Source organism: Psychrobacter glacincola, from assembly GCF_965118485.1.
GTDB classification, from domain to species: domain Bacteria; phylum Pseudomonadota; class Gammaproteobacteria; order Pseudomonadales; family Moraxellaceae; genus Psychrobacter; species Psychrobacter glacincola_D.
On record NZ_CBCPJH010000009.1, the window covers coordinates 85,690 to 106,593 of the forward strand.

The 20,904-nt window shown below is 41.8% G+C and carries 19 protein-coding genes and 2 tRNA genes; 9 read left to right on the forward strand and 12 right to left on the reverse strand.

Features of this window, described 5'->3' with window-relative positions:
* Positions 1-65: 65 nt before the first annotated feature.
* The 10 genes from ACMHKH_RS04995 to tpiA all read right to left on the reverse strand — a co-directional run bounded on the left by ACMHKH_RS04995 (position 66) and on the right by tpiA (position 9,914).
* The gene (locus ACMHKH_RS04995) at positions 66-590 is read right to left on the reverse strand and encodes a type 1 glutamine amidotransferase domain-containing protein (RefSeq protein WP_413519563.1); all 525 of its coding nucleotides are present in this window, start codon (positions 588-590) and stop codon (positions 66-68) included.
* A gap of 343 nt (positions 591-933) precedes the next feature.
* Positions 934-2,022, reverse strand: a complete 1,089-nt coding sequence (truB, locus tag ACMHKH_RS05000) for a tRNA pseudouridine(55) synthase TruB (RefSeq protein ID WP_413519564.1) — start codon at positions 2,020-2,022, stop codon at positions 934-936.
* Positions 2,023-2,040: 18 nt separating this feature from the next.
* Positions 2,041-2,445: a ribosome-binding factor A gene (locus ACMHKH_RS05005; RefSeq protein WP_413519565.1), complete on the reverse strand. Its 405-nt coding sequence runs from the start codon at positions 2,443-2,445 to the stop codon at positions 2,041-2,043.
* Positions 2,446-2,660: 215 nt separating this feature from the next.
* Positions 2,661-5,390, reverse strand: coding sequence for a translation initiation factor IF-2 (gene infB / locus ACMHKH_RS05010; protein ID WP_413519566.1), 2,730 nt, complete (start codon positions 5,388-5,390; stop codon positions 2,661-2,663).
* A gap of 149 nt (positions 5,391-5,539) precedes the next feature.
* A complete protein-coding gene (gene nusA, locus ACMHKH_RS05015; RefSeq protein ID WP_413519567.1) occupies positions 5,540-7,024 on the reverse strand; it encodes a transcription termination factor NusA in 1,485 nt (494 codons plus the stop codon).
* A 137-nt stretch (positions 7,025-7,161) separates the two neighbouring features.
* The gene (gene rimP / locus ACMHKH_RS05020; protein ID WP_413519568.1) at positions 7,162-7,662 is read right to left on the reverse strand and encodes a ribosome maturation factor RimP; all 501 of its coding nucleotides are present in this window, start codon (positions 7,660-7,662) and stop codon (positions 7,162-7,164) included.
* A gap of 458 nt (positions 7,663-8,120) precedes the next feature.
* Positions 8,121-8,197 (reverse strand) — tRNA-Met (locus tag ACMHKH_RS05025).
* A gap of 124 nt (positions 8,198-8,321) precedes the next feature.
* Positions 8,322-8,406: transfer RNA gene (locus ACMHKH_RS05030), tRNA-Leu, on the reverse strand.
* Positions 8,407-8,567: 161 nt separating this feature from the next.
* A complete protein-coding gene (secG, locus tag ACMHKH_RS05035) occupies positions 8,568-8,876 on the reverse strand; it encodes a preprotein translocase subunit SecG (RefSeq protein WP_011512446.1) in 309 nt (102 codons plus the stop codon).
* 228 nt (positions 8,877-9,104) lie between these two features.
* A complete protein-coding gene (tpiA, locus tag ACMHKH_RS05040) occupies positions 9,105-9,914 on the reverse strand; it encodes a triose-phosphate isomerase (RefSeq protein WP_413519569.1) in 810 nt (269 codons plus the stop codon).
* A gap of 458 nt (positions 9,915-10,372) precedes the next feature.
* Here tpiA and pilB point away from each other — a divergent pair, with 458 nt between their 5' ends.
* The 4 genes from pilB to coaE all read left to right on the forward strand — a co-directional run bounded on the left by pilB (position 10,373) and on the right by coaE (position 15,229).
* Entirely contained in the window at positions 10,373-12,082 is a 1,710-nt protein-coding gene (gene pilB, locus ACMHKH_RS05045; RefSeq protein ID WP_413519570.1) for a type IV-A pilus assembly ATPase PilB, read from the forward strand.
* Positions 12,083-12,305: 223 nt separating this feature from the next.
* Complete coding sequence (locus tag ACMHKH_RS05050; RefSeq protein ID WP_413519571.1) at positions 12,306-13,529, forward strand: type II secretion system F family protein; 1,224 nt, start codon at positions 12,306-12,308, stop codon at positions 13,527-13,529.
* A gap of 25 nt (positions 13,530-13,554) precedes the next feature.
* Positions 13,555-14,454: a prepilin peptidase gene (locus ACMHKH_RS05055; protein ID WP_413519572.1), complete on the forward strand. Its 900-nt coding sequence runs from the start codon at positions 13,555-13,557 to the stop codon at positions 14,452-14,454.
* Positions 14,455-14,536: 82 nt separating this feature from the next.
* Positions 14,537-15,229 (forward strand): dephospho-CoA kinase, encoded by a 693-nt coding sequence (coaE, locus tag ACMHKH_RS05060; protein WP_413519573.1) that lies wholly within the window; start codon positions 14,537-14,539, stop codon positions 15,227-15,229.
* Here the strand turns inward: coaE and rlmB are convergent.
* A complete protein-coding gene (gene rlmB, locus ACMHKH_RS05065) occupies positions 15,192-15,962 on the reverse strand; it encodes a 23S rRNA (guanosine(2251)-2'-O)-methyltransferase RlmB (protein WP_413519574.1) in 771 nt (256 codons plus the stop codon). The genes coaE and rlmB overlap by 38 nt on opposite strands.
* A 207-nt stretch (positions 15,963-16,169) precedes the next feature.
* Complete coding sequence (locus tag ACMHKH_RS05070; protein WP_413519575.1) at positions 16,170-16,505, reverse strand: pyrimidine/purine nucleoside phosphorylase; 336 nt, start codon at positions 16,503-16,505, stop codon at positions 16,170-16,172.
* Positions 16,506-16,856: 351 nt separating this feature from the next.
* Between ACMHKH_RS05070 and recN the strand changes: the two genes are divergently transcribed.
* From recN to tusA, 5 genes are all read left to right on the forward strand, one after another.
* Positions 16,857-18,536: a DNA repair protein RecN gene (recN, locus tag ACMHKH_RS05075; RefSeq protein WP_413519576.1), complete on the forward strand. Its 1,680-nt coding sequence runs from the start codon at positions 16,857-16,859 to the stop codon at positions 18,534-18,536.
* A gap of 118 nt (positions 18,537-18,654) precedes the next feature.
* Positions 18,655-19,218, forward strand: coding sequence for a YqgE/AlgH family protein (locus ACMHKH_RS05080; protein ID WP_413519577.1), 564 nt, complete (start codon positions 18,655-18,657; stop codon positions 19,216-19,218).
* 97 nt (positions 19,219-19,315) lie between these two features.
* Positions 19,316-19,873 (forward strand): Holliday junction resolvase RuvX, encoded by a 558-nt coding sequence (gene ruvX, locus ACMHKH_RS05085; RefSeq protein WP_413519578.1) that lies wholly within the window; start codon positions 19,316-19,318, stop codon positions 19,871-19,873.
* Between the two features lie 57 nt (positions 19,874-19,930).
* On the forward strand, positions 19,931-20,458 hold the full coding sequence (locus ACMHKH_RS05090; protein ID WP_413519579.1) for a hypothetical protein: 528 nt from the start codon (positions 19,931-19,933) through the stop codon (positions 20,456-20,458).
* Between the two features lie 74 nt (positions 20,459-20,532).
* The gene (gene tusA, locus ACMHKH_RS05095; protein WP_413519580.1) at positions 20,533-20,793 is read left to right on the forward strand and encodes a sulfurtransferase TusA; all 261 of its coding nucleotides are present in this window, start codon (positions 20,533-20,535) and stop codon (positions 20,791-20,793) included.
* Positions 20,794-20,904 lie beyond the last annotated feature (111 nt).

Here is a 20,904-nt window from a genome sequence, read left to right on the forward strand (position 1 = left end):
GTTTTCCTTTTTTAGATTTACTTATAAAAAGTTCTAAGAACTGAAATTTAGTAACAGCTATCTAATTACGAGAGTGCTTTATCAATCGCTTCTACAAAATTCTTAATATCGTCTGGGTTACGTGAGGTAATAAGATTACCATCTACCTGTACGCTTTTATCTACAAATTTTGCCCCAGCATTTTCTAAATCAGTTTGTAACGTCTTATAGGCAGTTAACGTTTTGCCTTTGGCAATGCCAGTATTGATGAGAGCCCAAGGAGCATGGCAAATAACAGCTAATGGTTTATTTGCATCGTTAATAGCGTTAATAATATTATGGGCTTCTTTATTACCACGTATCGTATCCGCATTAACTGTGCCGCCAGGCAAGACTAAAGCATCGTAATCCGCTACTTTTGCGTCTTTAGCAAAAATATCAGCTGTGAAAGTATCACCTTTATTGACATCTTGCTGCATTGCTTGAACTTCTTTATCCTCATTAGTAGTAATAAGAAGCGTTTTATAACCTTTGGCTTTTAATTGGTTATTAACCTCCTTATACTCTGCCTGTTCAAAGTTATTGTGCAATAAAAAAGCAATGGTTTTCATAATATTCCTTATATTTCTTGATTAGTTCTTCGATATTTTTTTAATTACCTCTAAATTTAACTGTATGCCTTTATATTAGTTAATGTCTTATTATTTTTATGTTTAGGAATTATTGTTATTTATTTTAATTTTTATTATGTGCCTGTTTTTATTATTATAACTTTTCTTATTATGACTTTCTCCTTGTCCGTTTTTCCCTAGCCGACTTAACTAAGGTACAAAAAAAACAGGTTTCACTATAGGTGAAACCTGCAATAAAATGTGATGATATGTGACTTGTGTGAATTCTTAGTAAGTTTTACAGTTCTTGAGTGATAAAAATACTCGAATTCACCTACTTAAATTACAACTGAATCAACTTTTTAGGTTGTAATCGACCATTTAAGCTAACTGACCCTAAGCCGATAAATTCTTTTTGCTCATTTATAAGACGAATATCTATCGCTATTTCATGCGCCAATTGCTGCTCTTTAATATGGTTATCATCGTTAGTTTCCTGATGATTAATAGCGTTTTCATCCGTAGCTAATTGGTATTCGATCTTGGTAGTAATATAGCGCTGCAATTCAGCAGTGAGCTGGTCAATGACATTCAGGCGTTGACCCATCTGTACACGTGCACACTGCTCTGTCGTCAGCATAAGCTCGGCTTCGAGATTAACACACGCATCCACAGGCAATAAATGCGTCTGACGACTTTCTAATGCTAATGTTTCTAGGTCTGACAAAGTAATGGCATCATCTATGCTAAAGTCACCTACTTGAAGACGGCGCAATGCGGTTAAATGGCCTAACGTGCCTAGGACTTTAGCGATATCTTCTGCCAATACGCGCACATAGGTACCTTTAGAGCAAGTCACCGTTAGCTGTACTTTCTCATCATCGATAGCTTTTAGAGTAATTGCTTTGATCACTATATCTCTTGATGGTCTATCTATCTCAATACCAGCGCGGGCATACTCGTAGAGTTTTTTGCCATCCTTCTTTAAAGCAGAATACATCGGAGGAATTTGCTGCTGCGCCCCTAAGAATTGCTGAGCGACAGTATCTAGCATCACTATATCGAACGATGGAATAGCGGTCTGCGCAATGATTTTTCCGTCAGCATCACCCGTATCTGTCTGACTACCAAGTAAAATCGTCGCTTGATAAGATTTATCAGCATCAAGTTGATAATGACTAAACTTAGTCGCTTCACCCAAACAGATAGGCAATAAGCCAGTTGCCATCGGATCAAGCGTACCCGTGTGACCAGCTTTTTTACTATCATGATTTGGTGATTTAAAAAGATACTTTACCTTTGATACCACCTGCTGTGAAGTCATACCTTGAGGTTTATCTACTAATATAACACCCGAGACCTTGACTTTGGTAGGCACTTTATTAGCGCTATTATCAGCTTGCGTAGAAGCTTTTGTAGAGGCTATCGTCATGATTGTTTTTGTACCTTTTTACTCTTCGTTTTCAGACTCGTCAGACTCATTTAGCTCAGTTTTGCTGACGGCTTGACTGATTAAATCCATCATATAGTTACCACGTGCGGTAACTTCATCGTAGTGAAAACGCAGACGCGGTGTGGTACGTGTCTTTAAGCTGTGGCTAAGCTCAGTACGCAAAAATCCTGCCGCTTTATTAAGCACTTTAACGCTTTCTTCGTGATTTGACATGGTCATAGCATCATTAAGCTCAGGCTCCATGATGGTGACATAAACGTCAGCGTAGCCCAAATCCGGACTGACCTTGACGCTAGAGATCGTGACAAAACCGGTCAAACGCGGGTCATTGACGGCGTCACGAATAAGAACAGCAAGCTCACGCTGAATCTGATCAGCTAGACGTTGTAAACGTTGATTCATGTTATTACCTTATTTTCGATATGACTTGTCTTCATTAAATAGTTTATTTATCAATAAGTTTGAAGACTAAAATTTTTGGAGATTAAAATTGTTGAAAAAGGCCTAGCAGGATGTACCTGTTAGGCCTAAGTACAGCTGAATACTGATAAAATAGCTAATATGCCCTGCTTAATAAGCAGTTTGTATATTAGCTACCTTAGTTTTAAGCAGTGACTTTAGATAGTACGTGCGAACTCTTGAATTTCAAAGACTTCAATTTTATCGCCGGCTTCTACATCATAACCGCGAACGGCTAGACCACATTCCATACCGGTACGTACTTCATTGACGTCTTCTTTATAGCGACGCAATGACTGCAATTGACCGGTAAAGATAACTTGGTCATCACGCAATACACGGATAGGCTTGTTGCGATAAATTGTACCTTCAACTACCATACAACCGGCAGCAGCACCAAATTTACTAGAGCGGAATACTTCACGAACGTCTGCAACACCCAAGATTTTTTCACGATGTTCAGGCGCAAGCATACCACTCATCGCAGCTTTAACATCATCAATCAAGCCATAGATAACACTGTAGTAGCGAATATCCATATTTGCTGCATCTGCTTTACGGCGTGCAGTTGCATCTGCGCGGACGTTGAAGCCTAGTAATACTGCTTCGCTAGATTCAGCTAAAGTAACATCAGATTCAGAGATAGGACCAACGCCTGAGCTGATCACACGAACTTTAACTTCGTCCGTTGATAACTCGTTCAATGCAGCAAGTAATGCTTCAAGTGAACCACGAACATCTGTTTTTAGAACAATGTTTAAGAATGATACATTACCTTGTTCCATCTGATCGAACATGCTTTCTAAACGCATCGCATTTTGACGCTCAAGCTGACGCTCACGCTCACGATTGGTTCTGAAATCTGCCACTTCGCGCGCTTTTTTCTCATCTGTTAAGACTAAGAATTCGCTACCAGCTGCTGGCGTTTCAGGTAACCCTAAAATCTCTACAGGAATTGAAGGACCAGCGGATTTAATACGCTGACCATGCTCATCAGTCATCGCACGAACTTTACCGTAATGCTCACCTGCCAAGACTAAGTCGCCTTGTTTCAATGTACCTTTTTTGACCAGTACACTCACAACCGGACCACGACCTTTTTCAAGTCTTGACTCGATAACCACACCTTGAGCAGCACCATCTAATGGCGCTTCTAGCTCCATCAGTTCAGCTTGTAGGCTGATGAGTTCTAACAGCTCGTCAATACCGTCACCAGTTTTGGCTGAAATGCGGGCCATCGGGGTATCACCGCCCCACTCTTCTGAAACCACTTCTTTAGCCGTTAATTCATTCAGTACACGATCAGGATCGGCACTAGGCTTATCCATTTTATTGATAGCAACAATGATAGGTGTACCAGCGGCGCGAGCATGATCAATCGCTTCTGCAGTTTGTGGCATCATACCATCATCAGCAGCGACAACGATTACAACGATATCCGTTGCTTGTGCACCGCGTGAACGCATGGCACTAAATGCCGCGTGACCTGGGGTATCAAGGAAAGTGATAACACCGCGATCCGTCTTCACATGGTAAGCACCGATATGCTGGGTAATACCGCCCGCTTCACCAGTCGCGACTTTTGTTGCGCGAATTTTATCTAATAGTGATGTTTTACCATGGTCAACGTGACCCATGATAGTGACCACAGGTGGACGCGTTTGCACGTTACTGCTGCGCTCATCAACGGCGTCTTGTAGATCGTCTTCAACTTTAGTATCACTAACCGGTACTGGATTATGACCCATCTCTTCTACGATTAGACTGGCTGTTGCTTGATCAATCGTATCGTTTTCGCGAGCAATTTCACCCATTTTCATAAGTAACTTGGTTACTTCACGGGCTTTGACCGCCATACGCTGAGCAAGATCAGAAACCGTGATTTGCTCACTGATTTCTACGTCATAAACGATTTTTTCGACAGGTTTTTCAAATTTATGCTGTGAGGCTTGCGTTGAACGTAAACCATTTTTACGGTTTTTAATTTCACGCTCGTCTTGATTTTTACGACGACCACGGCCACCACGAGCACTAGTAGTACTGGTACCACGCTTGATTTCGCGACGCTCTTTTTCAAACGACTCTTCTAATGCATCACCGACCAAACCTTCTGCCAATGGTTCATCTTTACGAACTTCAGTCGTTGGTTGATCAGTATATTGACCAGCCATTTTACGCATTTGCTCAAGTGTACGCTTTTGCGCTTCTTCAGCTTGGGTACGGCGTGTTTCAGTTTCGATTTCACGTAGACGTGTTTCTTCTTTCTCACGTAATTCGCGAGCCTTACGCTCAACAGCCGTTTCAACTTTTGGTTTCGTCGCCGCAACTTTCTTCTTAGGCTGTTCTTTTGGCTTGACCTCAACTGTGGTCTTACCACCTTTTTTCACAACCACTGAGGTTGAGATATCATCGTTCTTGTCACTAGACTTCTTGCTAGAACCCAAACTTGCACGCATTGCAGCTAGGGTCGCTGCTTGACGATCCTCAGATTTTTTCTTGGTAGCAGCACGATCTTCAGCATCTTTAGCAGCACGCGCTTGCGACTCAATCATCGCTTGCTCACGCGCAGCCAATTCTTCAGCCATTTTTTCTGGATCAGGCTTTTCGAACACTTTCTTTTTACGTACTTCAACATTGACACTCTTAGATTTACCTGAAGAGCCGGTCACGCGTGCGGTACTAGTTGTCTTAGACTTCAGACTAATGCGACGCTTTTCTTCCTGACCATGACTTTGCTTTAAATACGTCACCAACTTTTCCTGCTCAAGCTCAGTGACTAGGTCACCCTCTGCGCGCGCAGGCAGTCCAGCATCTACCAGTTGCTGTTGTACAGCACTTGCGGTTTTGCTTACCATATCTGCCAGTTCTTTGACGGTCTTATCTGCCATTTATTATCACCTACTGTCTATTATTTGCTATATGTTCAATTCAGTTGTTGGCTACAAATGATTGGGGTAAGGCTGATATAGATGTTGCTCATATCAGCACTTTATTATCGATAGCATATCACCAAAAGACAGCGATATGCAGTTACCGCTTATTCATTGAACCAAGATTCCCGAGCTTTCATGATGAGTTTTCCTGCAGTTTCGCTATCTAAGTCTTCGATATCTTCTAAGTCGAAGACGGCTTGTTCTGCCAAGTCATCTACGGTAATGATATCTTTTTGAGCCATTTTATAAGCCCAGCTGACCGTCATACCTTCAAGATCTTGTAGTTCTTGACTTGGCTCTTTCATGTTCTGTTGTTTGACCAATTCGTCGGCGATGACCACTTCTTTTGCACGCTCTTGAATCATCTCAATCGCTTCATCATCCAAACCTTCAATATCATAGAAAGTTTCAGCTGGTACATAAGCCACTTCTTCAATACTGGTAAAACCAATATCAACAAGCGCTTGTGCTAAGTCTTTATCAACTTCTAAACGTTCATAGAATAGTTCAATAAAGGCTTTAGATTCGTTTGCTTGACGCTGCTGATACTCTTCTTCTAGCATCATATTGAGCTTATAGCCGGTCAGCTCAGAGGCTAAGCGTACGTTTTGACCTTGTGAGCCAATTGCGCGCGCCAACTGATCATTGGTGCTAAAAATAATATCAGCCGTTTTTGTATCTTCATCTAAAATGATACTACTAACGTCTGCAGGCTCTAATGCGCTGATGATAAACTGGGCAGGATCGTCTGACCAAACCACCACATCAATACGCTCGCCATCAAGCTCTTGCTGTACTGCTTGGATACGTGTACCACGCATACCGATACAAGCACCAACTGGATCAATACGATGATCATTGGTCTTAACCGCTATTTTAGCACGAGTACCCGGCAAGCGAGCGACATTACGAATTTCGATAATTTGTTCTGCAATCTCAGGCACTTCTTTTTGCATCAATGCCGAGAGCATTTCAGGGTGGGTACGTGATAATAGCAATTGTGCGCCGCGGTTTTCACGGTTCACATGATACAAAATAGCGTTGATACGCGATTTTGCACGTAGCTGCTCACGTGGCAACATCTGATCACGTGACAAATAACCTTCAGCGTTATCACCTAAATCGATAATAAAACCATCACGAGTCTGTTTTTTGACTTCGCCATACATCATCTCACCAACACGTGGCTCAAAAGCATCGGCTACTAGATTACGTTCAGCTTCACGAATCTTTTGGATGATAACTTGCTTGGCTTGAGTGGCAGCAATACGACCAAATTCGATCGACTCAATTTGCTCTTCTTTGATATCACCGATTGACCATTCTTCTTGATCAAGGTCAGTAATTGCAAGCTGACAAGCAGGCATTTCATGGTCTTCATCTGCAACCACTGTCCAATAACGATAAGTATCATAATCGCCGGTTGCACGGTCAATTGACACCCGCACTTCTACTTCCGGCTGATCGGTGTATACTTTTTTCTTAGTCGAGACGACCAAAGCATCTTCGATTGCTTCAAAGATATCTTCAGGATTCAAGCCCTTCTCGTTACTGACAGTTTCTACTACCGTTAAGATTTCACGACTCATGCTATACCTGTCCTATCATTTTTAATTGACTTAAATTTTATAATTTTTAACTTACTCTATATTTTCACCATCAGCCATCTAAGCTATTAGACTAACTGTATTTACACATAAAACGCTTTACTCTAATAGCGAATAGATTAAGCATCTTCATAAATTAAATTGGCTTTATCGATATTACTTAATGCAATCTCAAACTGCTCGCCATCAGTGGCGGTTAGCTTTAAAGAGCTGGCATCAATACTATCTAAAGTACCAGTCGCTTTACGGCGCTTCTTATCACCTTCACCAATTGCTTGTATCAAACGTACGCTCACTGTTTGACCAACATAGCTATGCATCTGCTCATCTGAGAAGAAAGCACGATCAAAACCAGGTGAAGATACTTCTAAAATAAACTCGCCAGCAATTGGATCATGAACCTCTAGGATACCGCTCACTTGATGATTTACTGCGGCACAGTTTTCAATCGTTACTTGCTTATCTTGGGCTTTATCTTCTGGCAATGCCTCAATATAAATGCGTAACAAAGAGCGATTACCCTGTGGTGCAAACTCTATACCCCATAGTGCCACATCGCAAGCCGCGACGGCAGGGGCAATGATATTGGTCAATTCTGTAACTTTGGTCGAAAGCTTCATAATCTGTTTATCTTTTCCTATTCACTGATCCATCTTACTTAATAAATACTACTGAAGTTTTTCTTCATCATTATTTATTAAGAACCTATCGTTATTGAAAGCGAAATGATTGTTTTATGCTTAAAGTATAAACACAAATTATATCTACTGGGTGTGTATATCAGGGTAAGCCTGACAAATATCAAGCTCAGCCGCGCCATGCTTTTATTACTTATAAAGCAGTACTATCGATAAAAGAGTGAGGGATAAAAGATAGTGTGCTTAAGTATCAACGCGCCATGAATGGCATGTGACGACAAGCTGCTATAGATGGTATCGCACTCTATAGACATAGAGCTTAGCATAACTAGGATAGATATCGCGATGACACAGACCGTCAGATACAAAAAAACCCACAAGCATAATGGTGGGCTGATTGTTACTGACTAATTTAGTGTGCAATACATCAGTATAAAAAGTGGTAGCGGGGGCTGGATTTGAACCAACGACCTTCGGGTTATGAGCCCGACGAGCTACCAGACTGCTCCACCCCGCATCAATCTATGGTGCATATTATATGGGGATTTTATAGTAGTGTCAATCTTTATTTAAAATAAATTTAAATTAAAAATCTTACCTACTTATAAACAACTCACTTAATACGATACAACTTTAAAACTTGGTGCGATTGGGGGGACTTGAACCCCCACAGCTTGCGCCACCACCCCCTCAAGATGGCGTGTCTACCAATTCCACCACAATCGCATTACTCTAACTGCTCTATCTGTATACTTAATACCCATTAATAGTTGACGCGTAAGGTAGGCATCAAAGGCTTAAAACTTGTAAAAACAGAAAAAGCATTGTAAATGTAACGCTTTCAAATAGCAAGGGCTGCCTACTTAAAAAACGTAGAGTAACAGCAGCTACTGAGGATTTTGAGTCAAAGGGCGCGGCGTTTGTGGTGCTGAAACTGGCGCATCTAAACGAAACTGATCTTCTGCCTGCTTACGAGCATGAACCGCAAGGGTCATACTGGTGATAAAAAAGATGGCAGTCAATACGGCTGTCGCCCTTGTTAAGAAATTAGCCGTTCCTGCTGCACCAAATACCGTACCTGAAGAGCCGGCACCAAAAGAAGCCCCTGCGTCTGCCCCTTTACCATGCTGTATCAAAATCAAGCCAATCATGGCAATCGCCACAATAATATGCAGGGCTAATATAAACGTAAACATGGTGGCCTCTTTTGCCGCGTAATGACGACTGATAACGAAAAATAAATCGTGTGGTTTAATAGTGATAAAGATTGGCGGTAAATGACGCCATATCGATGATATAAATAGGGCGTATTGTACACGATTGCAAGGGCACTGTTAAAGCCACTTTTTCTAACTGTTAAAGACATTTTTTGAATCAGAAATAAAATAAAGACTCACACCTTTATTCAATCTAGCAATGATCTATTAAATACTGCCTTTAGTAAAGGCAGTAGCAATCGCTAAAAAGCTCTCTGCTTTTAGGGAAGCGCCACCAACCAAAGCGCCATCAATCATAGGATCAGCAGCAAAGCTATCGGCATTATCAGCATTAACACTACCGCCATACAAAACAGTCATATTAGATAAAGAATCGGCAAATCCTGCCAGCGTTTGTTTAATATGTTGATGATTGGAACTTACCTCTGCTACCGTTGGTACTTTACCAGTACCGATTGCCCATACCGGCTCATAAGCAATAATGAGACAAGTCGACAATATATCAAGAAGTTCTGCATGCTGTGCAACAAGCTCTTTGACTACCGCTAACTGATTATCGATGACTGTCAGCGTTTGCTTAGCATCATATTGTGCTTGGGTTTCACCAATACAAAATACCACGCCTAGATTTTGTGATAACGCATGAATCATTTTTTGCAATAAGGTATCGTTAGATTCTTGATGATACTGACGGCGCTCAGAATGACCAAGGATAGTCCATGTAGCTCCTGCATCCGCAATTTGCTGTGCTGAACACTCGCCGGTATAAGCACCTACGCTAGCGCTATGGGCACTGACGTCTTGAGCAGCGCATAGTACTGATGTGTCTTGAAGGCGACGATTGACTGCTGCTAAATGCACAAAGCTTGGTGCGACCATTATTTGACAGCGCGCGGAATTGTCGTGGCTAAGTTGCTTGGTTGTACTAATAGCAGCACATAAATCTTCCAGTAGCGCGTCAACGTCATGACTCGTTGCTGGATTCTGCTTCCAATTTCCAATGACCCAAGCTTGCATTCTTCTCTACCTTGTCTGATGTATGGCTGCCAATGTGGCTAATATACGCGCAAGTATAACAAAAATTTCACAAGTGCTATAGTATAGTGCGCTTCAAATCAGAACTGACCTTTTAACGAATTTTTTAATAAATTTTATTATAAGACTATTTTTTATTACACATTTTGATTGGACAATCACGCTATTGCCTATAGAACCTTTCAGCTCACGTAAAACTCTATATGATTCCCTTCATATAAGATAAAGTGCAGACAATAAAAATATGGGATAAAGTACAGGCAATAAATTCGTCTTATATCTCAAAACAATATTAAAAATGATTATTTTAAAAATATATGAAAGCGCAAGTTAGTTATCGATAGTTATCAACAATAAAATGGCGATTCATCAAGCATAATATAAGCCAGTAGCTTATATCAAAATATCGCTTACTAGATACTAAGCAAGGAGAAGTCTGAATGTCTATCACAACCAGTAAATATGGCGGCTTGGCACAGCAGCTAATTAGCGAAGGTATCGTAAGCGAAGCACACATGAAAGCGGCGCAGACAGATTCGCAGCAACAGCAAATAGGACTAGTCTCTTATCTCGTAGAGCACAAACTTGCCAATGCCTATCAATTGGCACAAATGCTATCGCAAGCATTCGGCGATCCTTTATTTGATCTCGACGCGCTAAGCTCGGACGTTATCCCAAAAGACTTGGTTGATGAAAAAATTGTACGTAAGTTTAATGCTTTGCCACTATTTAAGCGTGGACAACGCTTGTTTGTGGCGCTGAGTGATCCAACCCGTATAGATGCTATCGATGCAATTGCTTTTAACTCGCGGCTATCAATTGAAACAGTGGTGGTTGAAGAAGACAAACTCAAAAGGCGTATCGAAAACCTTTACGCTGATACCATGCAAAGTTTCGATAGCTTTTCTGATAACGATTTAAATATTGGCTTTGATGAAAGTGAAGAAGAGGACGGCGAGACTAAACTTTCTGATAGCGTCGAAGAAGCACCGGTCGTCAAGTTTGTTAATAAAATGCTGGTTGATGCTATTCGCATGGGCGCTTCAGACTTACATTTTGAGCCCTATGAAAAAAGCTATAGAGTACGTTTTCGAGTGGATGGCGTCATGCAAAAAATGGCCAATCCGCCCGTACAACTTGCGGGGAAAATTGCGGCGCGCTTAAAGGTGATGTCACAGATGGACATCTCAGAACGCCGTGTACCCCAAGATGGTCGTATTAAACTGAAGATATCTAAAGATAAAGCCATCGACTTTCGGGTAAGTTGCCTACCTACTTTGTTTGGTGAAAAGCTCGTTTTGCGTATTCTAGATCCCTCATCAGCCATGCTTGGTATTGAAGCATTAGGCTATGAATCTGACCAAAAAGATATGTTTTTGGAAGCACTACAAAAACCACAAGGGATGCTTCTGATTACCGGTCCTACTGGTTCTGGTAAAACCGTTTCACTATATACTGGTATCAACATCTTGAATACTGGTGATACTAATATCTCAACCGCTGAAGATCCGGTCGAGATTAACCTTGAAGGCATTAATCAGGTTAACGTAAACCCGAAAGTGGGATTGACTTTCTCCACTGCGCTTAAGTCATTTTTACGTCAAGATCCTGATATCGTGATGGTTGGTGAAATTCGTGACCTAGAAACCGCTGAAATTGCGATTAAAGCCGCACAAACAGGGCATATGGTACTCTCAACCTTACATACCAACTCTGCACCTGAAACCTTGACGCGTCTACGCAATATGGGTGTAGCCTCCTTTAATATTGCCACCTCCGTTAACTTAGTTATTGCCCAGCGTCTTGCTCGACGCTTGTGTAAAAATTGCAAAAAACCGTTAAATGTTCCCCGCCAAAGCTTGCTTGAACTTGGTTTTACGGAAGTTGACTTGGACAATCCAGACAATGTTATCTATGAGCCAGTGGGTTGTAATGAATGCCGCGAAGGCTATAAAGGACGTGTCGGTATCTATGAGGTTATGAAAGTTACGCCAGATATTTCCCGTATTATTATGGAAGACGGTAATGCAATAGATATCAAAGATGCGGCGCTCAAAAATGGTTTTAGAGACTTGCGTCGTTCTGGCGTTCTAAAGGTTCTACAAGGCGTGACCAGTATTCAAGAAATGATGCGTGTTACTTCTGAGTAATATAGTTAGCTATAAGAACTACTTTAGGTTCGCTATGAGTAAAGCCTTTTTGATACTTGTTATTTGATTCATACTTAATAATAATGAACGGTAGGAAAAATAAAACAGATATACACTGGTTTTTTGCGCTAAAATAAAGTATATCCAGCTAAAATATTGATCTCGTTTTAGCACCGCATTATTTCTATTGGACTCTATCAGTCCATTTTTCAAGGAAAGGGACATGGCAAAAGCTAAGACCGACATGCTGTTAGACTTTGTCTATGATGGCACCAATCGGCGCGGGCAGAAGGTAAAAGGCGAGACGACCAGTCGTAGCTTAGAGCTTGCCAAAGCCACGTTGCGCAAACAAGGTATAACCGTTAAGGGTATCAAGAAAAAGCCGAAACCTTTATATACCTTCAAAAAGTCTATCAAGCCTATCGACATTGCTATTTTTGCACGTCAGTTGGCAACCATGATGAAAGCTGGAGTACCATTAACCCAATCCTTTGAGATTGTTGCTGACTCCCTTGATAACCCAAGTATGAAAGACTTGGTATTACAAATTAAAGCCGATATTGAAGCCGGTGGTACCTTTGCATCGGCATTACGCCGACATCCACGCTATTTTGATGATCTTTTTTGCTCGCTTGTTGACTCTGGTGAACAGTCAGGTGCGCTAGAGACAATGTTGGAGCGAGTTGCTACCTATAAAGAAAAGAGCGAGCTGTTAAAAGCTAAAATTAAAAAGGCTATGAAGTACCCTATTGCGGTCATTGTAGTCGCCATCATTGTCACTATGATTCTACTGATAAAAGTAGTTCCTGTATTTTCAGATTTATTTGAATCTTTTGGTGCAGAACTGCCGGCTTTTACTCAAATGGTTGTAAATATGTCTGAGTGGATGCAAGCTTGGTGGTTTATTTTAATAGTAATGATTGGTGGCGCTATTATTGGATTTTCAGAAGCCAAAAAACGCTCAAAGAAATTTCGTGATTTATTAGACCGTGCGGTATTAAAAGCCCCCATATTTGGCAATATCGCTTATCAAGCAGTCATTGCGCGTTTTGCGCGTACTCTTTCTACCACCTTTGCCGCTGGTGTACCATTACTTGACGCTCTAGATTCTACTGCTGGTGCAGCCAATAATGTAGTTTTCTATAATGCTATCCAACAAGTAAAAAATGACGTATCTACTGGTCAACAACTGCAGTTTTCAATGCGCTCAACCAATGTATTCCCCAGTATGGCTATCCAAATGGTTGGCATTGGTGAAGAGTCTGGTAGTTTAGAAGAAATGCTAGATAAAGTTGCTGTCTATTACGAAAACGAAGTCGATAATGCCGTTGATGGACTAACTAGCTTAATGGAACCAATGATTATGGCGGTACTAGGGGTGTTAGTCGGTGGCTTGGTCATTGCTATGTATTTACCTATCTTCCAAATGGGTGCAGTAGTAGGTTAAAAACCAGTTAAGGGATAGCTCATTGATGCAATTTATACAGTTACTACAAGAAAATATGGCGTTGGCTTTAATTATTTTTGGACTGCTCGGACTTTGTGTCGGTAGTTTTTTGAATGTGGTGATTCATCGCATTCCATTGATGATGTTATCCGCTTGGCGACAAGAATGTAGCCAGTTTATGCATGAACAAGCAGATATGCCACGTGAGCATACGGCCCCGCTGATCGATATTGTTAATACTGATAAGCCGATTACCTTAAGCTGTCCTACTTCACGCTGCCCGCATTGCGCACATAAAATCAAATGGTACGAAAATATACCTTTAATCAGCTGGCTAGTACTACGCGGACGTTGCTCAGAGTGTAAAGCTACTATAGGGGTGCGCTATCCTATCGTTGAGCTGGCCACCGCACTGTTATCTGTCTTGGTTATTTATAAGTTTGGCGTAACTACAGCAGGGCTGTCTGCATTGGTTTTGGTCTGGACACTGATTGCCTTAACCGGTATTGATTTTGATACACAGCTGCTACCTGATCGTTTAACTTTTCCATTGGCTGGATTGGGACTCGCGGTAAACTCACAAGGTTGGTTCGTCTCCCCTACTCAGTCGATTTGGGGCTTGTTGCTTGGATTTTTATCGTTGTGGATTGTGGTCAAGGTCTTTTATTTGATTACCAAAAAACATGGTATGGGACAAGGTGATTTTAAGTTATTAGCAGTACTCGGCGCTTGGCTTGGACCAATGATGCTACCCTTGATTATTTTATTATCATCCTTGCTTGGCTCAATCGTTGGTATTATCCTGATAAAAAAACAAGGTGAAAGTAGACCGTTTGCCTTTGGTCCTTATATCGCGATTGCTGGTATCGTGGCTTTGTTATATGGTTCAGATATTGTCAGTTGGTATTTAGGGATGTATGCCTAATTAAGAGGCATTCCTCGACAATTATTTTAAATTCTCGTTTATTACTGTCATTACTCCTCTATCAGTCAGATAAGTACTTATTATGTCAAAATATACAGCAGCACCTTCCCCTTATTTGCATCAACCACAAGTACCTGAGCCTAAAAGCAAAACCTTAGTGGTGGGTTTAACGGGTGGTATTGGCAGTGGCAAATCAGCTGCTAGCAACTGGTTTGCGCAGCAAGGAATCGATATTATCGATGCAGATGTCATAGCCCATGAAGTGGTAGCTAAAGGTAGCGCTACCTTGCGTAAAATCAAAAGGAAATTTGGTGATTGGGTGTTAAATGCTGATGGTGAAATGGACCGACCTGCCGTACGAACGCATGTCTTTACCCATCCTGATGCGCTGATTGAGCTAGAAGCAATTACACATCCTGCCATACGTGAAGCAGCAAAAACACAGTTAGCAGCAAGTACTTCACCCTATGTGGTGTTAGCAGCGCCACTGCTTATTGAAGCGGCGGAGGCTGGGCTTGCCAATTTATGCCAGCGTATTTTGGTAATGGATGCCACCGAAGATACCCAGCTTGCGCGTGCCAGTCAGCGTGATGCTCAAAGCGTGCAAAAAATCAAAGCCATTATGGTCAATCAGCTTAGCCGTGAAGAGCGTAACCGTCATGCAGATGATGTGGTATTAAATGAAAGCGATTTAGCGGCTCTATATTTACAATTAGAGCCACTGCATCAAGACTACCTTACGCTTGCCCAGCAGCTAAAGTTCGCTGCCGATTAATCTCATATAAAGCCATACCAGTCGCTACACTGACGTTTAGGCTTTGTAAATTGCCATGTTCGTTACCTGACATCGGAATATAAACCAGCTCATCACAGCTTTCTGTTGTCAGGCGACGCATGCCCTCACCTTCTGAGCCCATGATAAGAGCGGTCTTGCCAGTCAAGTCTGCGGCATGGATTGGTTTGGCGTCAGCATTTAGCGCCGTACCAAAGACAAAGACGCCAGCATTTTTGATTTTTGTCAGCGTACGAGCTAGATTGGTCACGCTCACTATCGGCATCATCTCAGCCGCACCCACAGAAACTTTGGCGACCGTTGGTGTCAAACTTGCCGCATGATGCTTTGGACAAATGACTGCATCGACACCCATTGCCACCGCAGTACGTAAACAAGCGCCAAAGTTATGGGCGTCAGTGATTTGGTCTAGCACTAGTAGCAAACAATCCTCGCGTTCAGCAAGAGTATCTAACAAGCCTTCATCAGCAAAGCCTAATGGGCGAGCGTTCAATACCACGCCTTGATGTTGCGGGCTACCACAGAGCTGGGTAAGTTTGTCTTTTTGCGTGGGTTGAATACTAATGCCATTATCACGTGCTTGCGCCATAATTGCTTGCACATTACTGTCAGTCTCACGACCTTGTTGTACAAATAAGCTGAGCCCATCTAAAGGACGGTATTCGAGCAAGGCATCAATCGCATGAATGCCATAAAAATAGGTAGGTTTTGCCATAATAGGCCTATTGATTATAAAAAAGTGGGTATCGCACTGTGTAATAAAAACACGCGATAAAAATAGAGGTGTGTAATTGTAGCAACTAATGACTATCTTCATATAAATAATATGAGCAAAAAAAAGAAATAAACCTGATAAGATTTATCTCTTTTGAATAATTTTCTTGTTGGCGTCATCAACCCGCTAATCGTACTTTGAGGCGTATTAGCCTTCTAAATGGCAGATATACTGGACGATTTCTTCGGTACGTAAGTTAAAGCCACTATTACCTTCGACCACGAAAGATTGTCCTGCGCGGTAATAGCTGAAATCTTCTTCACCGTTTATTTTGACTTCACACTCACCGCTTGTAATTTCGATACGCTCAGAGGTATTGGTAATAAAGTGATAATGCTCGACCAAATTGTCGCAAGGTAAGATGATACCCAAGGTTTTATGACGACCGTCTTCGAACATAATGGTATGGCTTGAGCAACGACCATCGTACGATATCGTGGCTTGAGCATTGACTGTTACATTGGTAAATTGCGCCGCTGTCATAGTGGCTTCCTTATCAAATAATTATTGCCAAACTAAAACACCAAATTAAAAACTAAGCAACTTTATAGATGACTGTTATCCTACTCTCTATCAAAATCTGGTAGTAAGAGTTTATCATTATGTGAGATTATGCTACCACATTATATCTATAAAGTTTGTTACAGCGGCATGAAAGTTTCGCTTATTATCATAGTTGCAACGGATGTTATTGATTACCTTTATAATTTGTATTTAAGGTTATTTGCCACCATACTATCTTTAATTTTGTCCCTTAAATTTTTACTTTAATTGGCTTAGAGATGATACTTTTGCGTTATATGCAAGATTTATTGTCGGTCATGAGAGGCGTTGATGCTAGTATCATTAACTTTACATCAGTTTGCGTTGATTGCTCAGCACGAGCTGAGTGTCGCTGAAGGCTTCAATGTCATTACCGGTGAGACGGGTGCAGGCAAATCGCTATTGCTTGACGCCCTATCTTTATGTGTCGGCGAGCGCGCAGACAGTGCGATGGTTAGGCATGGCGCCGCTCATGCTGATATTTACGCGCAGTTTGATGTAAAAAGCAATAGCGTCATTGCTGAATGGTTTGCCAAAAATGAGCGCGCGCTGGAAGAGCCAGAAATACTGATTCGCCGCCAATTAAGTAATACAGGACGCTCAAAAGCGTGGCTAAATGGCACGCCTGTTAGTTTGGCTGAGCTTAAAAGTTTGGGCGCGTTACTGGTTAATATTCATAGCCAACATGCCCAGCAGGCTTTGTTAAAACCGCAATTTGTGGTGCAATGGTTAGATGCCATGGCAAAAATAACATCGCTTGCGTCGCAAACGATAACCAGCTATCAACACTATCAGCAGCTCAAACGCCGCGCTGACGAAATCGCTAGCCGTGAAGCCCAGCGTCAAGACCGTATCCAACTATTACAAAGCCAATTGGCAGATATCGCGCCGTTATTGGTTGTTAATTATGCAGAGGTCGAAGCGGAACATGAAGAGTTATCGAATATTGAAGCATTAATGACGGAGGCAAGCCATGGTCTGCATTTACTCGATAATGATACCGATGAGCCAGATGTGATGACCTTGCTTGGGCAAGCGATTAAGCTCTGCGACAATCAAATGAGCGTCAGTCAAACCTTTGAGCAAGCATCAGAGCAGCTACATTTAGCCCAACAACAAATTACCGAAGTGATCGGCCTGTTATCAGATTATGCTGAGCAGCAATTGCCTGACCCTGAACGTTTGCAGGCTTTAGACAACTTAATCAGCTTAGGTCATCGCTTATCACGTAAACATAGTTTGCCAGCTAACGATTTGATTGAAGAAGCAAAAGGTTGGAAGATTCAATTAGAGCAATTAGAAAACGAGCCAAGCAGTGATGCAATGGCAGCACAAATTGAGCAAGCGTGGCAAGAATATCTTGCGTTAGCGACTGAGCTTAATAAAGCCCGTAGTAAAGCAGCGCCTATTGTGAGCAAACAGCTGATTAAACAATTACAGCCGCTTGCCCTGCCTAATGCGCGCTGCGAGTTTGTCTTTACTAAAAAGTCCGATATCAGTCAGTACAACGGTCAAGGCTGTTATAATATCGACTTATTGTTTAGCGCCAACGTCGGTATGCCCATGCAGCCGCTACATAAAATCGCCTCAGGTGGTGAGCTATCGCGTATGGCACTGGTGATGCAAGTTCTACAAGCGACCAATGCAGATAATAATGCTGCCAAACCTATGCTGGTATTTGATGAAGTTGATGTCGGTATTAGTGGTGGTACCGCGCAAGTGGTTGGTGAGCTCTTACGCGCGCTTGGAAAAACGCAGCAATTACTTGCTATTACCCACCAAGCACAAGTCGCTGCGCAAGCGCATCAGCATATCTTGGTACAAAAACATCATGACCAGCAGACTGAAAGTGAGCTTGTCATCTTGACCGAGCGCGCGCAAGTGGATGAGCTGGCACGTATGTCTGGTGGTGTGATTATCACCGACGTCACCCGTGAACATGCCCGCAGTTTATTAACCGATGTTAAATAGTCATTTATTATTGATAATAAGCGAATTTTAACCGCTAAATACTTGCTTTAGTTGATTTTTTATTCATTATCGCCATATAGTGGTCTCTCACCCTTATTAGTAGGTTACATTTGTCTCTATGTCTAAAGCCAATTTGACCCATCATTTCTTAATCGCCGCGCCTGAGCTGTCAGACCCAAGGTTTGAGCAGGCGCTGATTTACATCTGCCGTCATGATAAACATGGCGCGCTTGGTCTAGTGGTCAATCGTCCGCTGGAGCAATCACGCGTGGGTAAGCTGTTAGAAGATTTAGATATTGAGGTCAGCGATCCGCAAGTGATGGAAGATTTACCGTTAGAAGGCGGTCCTATGTATCCGGAAGTTGGCTTTGTACTGCATACCGGTCAGCCTGAATGGGCATCCTCTTTTGCTATTTCAGAAAACGTCTGTATTACCACTAGCCAAGATATCCTTAGACGTATTGCAGCAGGTCAGGGCGTTGTTCATTATCAGCTCTGTTTAGGTCATGCCAGCTGGGGTAAAAAACAGCTTGATCGTGAGCTTGCTAACGGTGACTGGCTGGTCTGCCCTGCGGATTTAAATCTGTTATTTGATACACCATTTGAAGAACGTTGGCAAATTGCCGCTGACAAAATTGGCGTTAATTTTGATTATTTAAGCAGCGATATTGGTCATGCTTAACTAATATAATTGGCTTCATATATTTAGCACTATATGTTTAGCCTCATACATTTAATGAATACAGCCAAAAAAAACGATATAGGAAATAGCCATTACTATGGTACATAGCACCCTTATAATAGATAGCACAGATAGCGCCAATGCTATAAATAATGATGTAGATAGTGATAGCAGTGCTACTGAACCAACCATTAAGCCGCATCTTATTTTGGCGCTTGATTATGGGGTCAAAAAAATGGGTATGGCGCTAGGTAATAGCATCACCGAGACGGCACGCGCTTTTGATATTTTAGCGATGAATAATGGTCAACCTGATTGGGATAATTTGCTCGGTATTATCAAGGTCTGGGGCGTGACTAAAGTGGTCGTCGGTCTGCCTCTTAATATGGATGGCAGTAGCTCTATGTTGTCTAAACGTGCGCACAAATTTGCGCGGCGCCTAGCGCATCGATTAATGGAGCAGCATTTGCCTGTGACAGTGATACTTTTTGATGAGCGCTTAACATCAGTAGCAGCGCGCGAGATTGCGTGGGATAATGGCTGGATTAAACACGAGCGCGACCCAATTGATGATATTTCTGCCTGTATTTTGATGTCGACCTATTTTGCTGATCCTAATAGCAGTGTTGCCATCGATGCTATCAAAGCAGATTAAAAAGTGCCACTGATCTTTCCTATATCATCATTCTAAATCAATATATGACTGCTTATTATGACCACTGTTTCAAACCAAGCTTTGCAAAATAAAACGCAACATGGTTTTGCGCCGCTTGCCATTGCCCGTATTAAAGGCGCACAACGCGCAAACCAAATCGCGATTTATCTCATTTATGCCGCGATTATCGCTTTTATGGTTTTTGGTACTATTGCCAGTATCAAAGCCTTCCATGATAACCAGCTGCTGTATCAATTGTTCTATAACCTGCCGTATGCTTTGATGGCGCTGACCATTCCGCTGACGCTATATGATGCTTTTATTATCTATCGCTATCGACTCAATCAGACGTCGATGGTCATTATGACCATAGGTGTCTCGAGTATTATTCTGATTGGCGGGCTATTATTTGCCGATACCGCGTGGCTAGGATTGGCATCATGGCTTGGTGTGGCATTTTTATTTAAAGTCAGCTTTAAACGTTTCTTTGATTTTTTAGCGATAGCAGACTTACCTGAGACTAAAAAAGACTCTGAAAATGATAAAACGATTCTTGCAGCTGACGCAGAAAACATCTCTTTATAAAGATATCTTTATAAAATAAGCAATTAAAAACTGTTCAGCTATCCAGCATATCTATTGGGTTTATAAAATACAATATGACAATTTCATTATTAAACACCACTATTCACCATCATTTGGACACTCAAGGGCTGATTTGTCCCGAGCCAGTCATGATGCTGCACAAGACTGTTCGTAAAGCAAAAGGTGGCGATATTATCGAAATCTTAGCGACCGATCCTGCTACTACGCGCGACATCCCTAATTTTTGCCGGCATTTAGGTCACACCCTTGTTCATCAAGAAACGCTCAATGATGCGCCAACCTATCGTTATTTAGTGCAGAAGAAAACGGCTTAATAATAGTTGCCAACTGCAATACGTTCTAATTGGTGCTAAACACTGATAACAGCGAAAGTCATAAAATAAAAACACTTTAAATTTTAAACATATTCCCATTCAAACAAGGTA

What these genes read in the sequence shown, in the direction of transcription:
- rimP (WP_413519568.1), bottom strand. Translation starts at nt 7,662, where the DNA reads ATGAAGCTTTCGACCAAAGTTACAGAATTGACCAATATCATTGCCCCT.
- nusA (WP_413519567.1), bottom strand. Translation starts at nt 7,024, where the DNA reads ATGAGTCGTGAAATCTTAACGGTAGTAGAAACTGTCAGTAACGAGAAG.
- ruvX (WP_413519578.1), top strand. Translation starts at nt 19,316, where the DNA reads ATGGTACATAGCACCCTTATAATAGATAGCACAGATAGCGCCAATGCT.
- ACMHKH_RS05055 (WP_413519572.1), top strand. Translation starts at nt 13,555, where the DNA reads ATGCAATTTATACAGTTACTACAAGAAAATATGGCGTTGGCTTTAATT.
- ACMHKH_RS05070 (WP_413519575.1), bottom strand. Translation starts at nt 16,505, where the DNA reads ATGACAGCGGCGCAATTTACCAATGTAACAGTCAATGCTCAAGCCACG.
- ACMHKH_RS04995 (WP_413519563.1), bottom strand. Translation starts at nt 590, where the DNA reads ATGAAAACCATTGCTTTTTTATTGCACAATAACTTTGAACAGGCAGAG.
- secG (WP_011512446.1), bottom strand. Translation starts at nt 8,876, where the DNA reads ATGTTTACGTTTATATTAGCCCTGCATATTATTGTGGCGATTGCCATG.
- ACMHKH_RS05005 (WP_413519565.1), bottom strand. Translation starts at nt 2,445, where the DNA reads ATGAATCAACGTTTACAACGTCTAGCTGATCAGATTCAGCGTGAGCTT.
- coaE (WP_413519573.1), top strand. Translation starts at nt 14,537, where the DNA reads ATGTCAAAATATACAGCAGCACCTTCCCCTTATTTGCATCAACCACAA.
- recN (WP_413519576.1), top strand. Translation starts at nt 16,857, where the DNA reads ATGCTAGTATCATTAACTTTACATCAGTTTGCGTTGATTGCTCAGCAC.
- infB (WP_413519566.1), bottom strand. Translation starts at nt 5,390, where the DNA reads ATGGCAGATAAGACCGTCAAAGAACTGGCAGATATGGTAAGCAAAACC.
- ACMHKH_RS05090 (WP_413519579.1), top strand. Translation starts at nt 19,931, where the DNA reads ATGACCACTGTTTCAAACCAAGCTTTGCAAAATAAAACGCAACATGGT.
- truB (WP_413519564.1), bottom strand. Translation starts at nt 2,022, where the DNA reads ATGACGATAGCCTCTACAAAAGCTTCTACGCAAGCTGATAATAGCGCT.
- rlmB (WP_413519574.1), bottom strand. Translation starts at nt 15,962, where the DNA reads ATGGCAAAACCTACCTATTTTTATGGCATTCATGCGATTGATGCCTTG.
- tusA (WP_413519580.1), top strand. Translation starts at nt 20,533, where the DNA reads ATGACAATTTCATTATTAAACACCACTATTCACCATCATTTGGACACT.
- pilB (WP_413519570.1), top strand. Translation starts at nt 10,373, where the DNA reads ATGTCTATCACAACCAGTAAATATGGCGGCTTGGCACAGCAGCTAATT.
- tpiA (WP_413519569.1), bottom strand. Translation starts at nt 9,914, where the DNA reads ATGCAAGCTTGGGTCATTGGAAATTGGAAGCAGAATCCAGCAACGAGT.
- ACMHKH_RS05050 (WP_413519571.1), top strand. Translation starts at nt 12,306, where the DNA reads ATGGCAAAAGCTAAGACCGACATGCTGTTAGACTTTGTCTATGATGGC.
- ACMHKH_RS05080 (WP_413519577.1), top strand. Translation starts at nt 18,655, where the DNA reads ATGTCTAAAGCCAATTTGACCCATCATTTCTTAATCGCCGCGCCTGAG.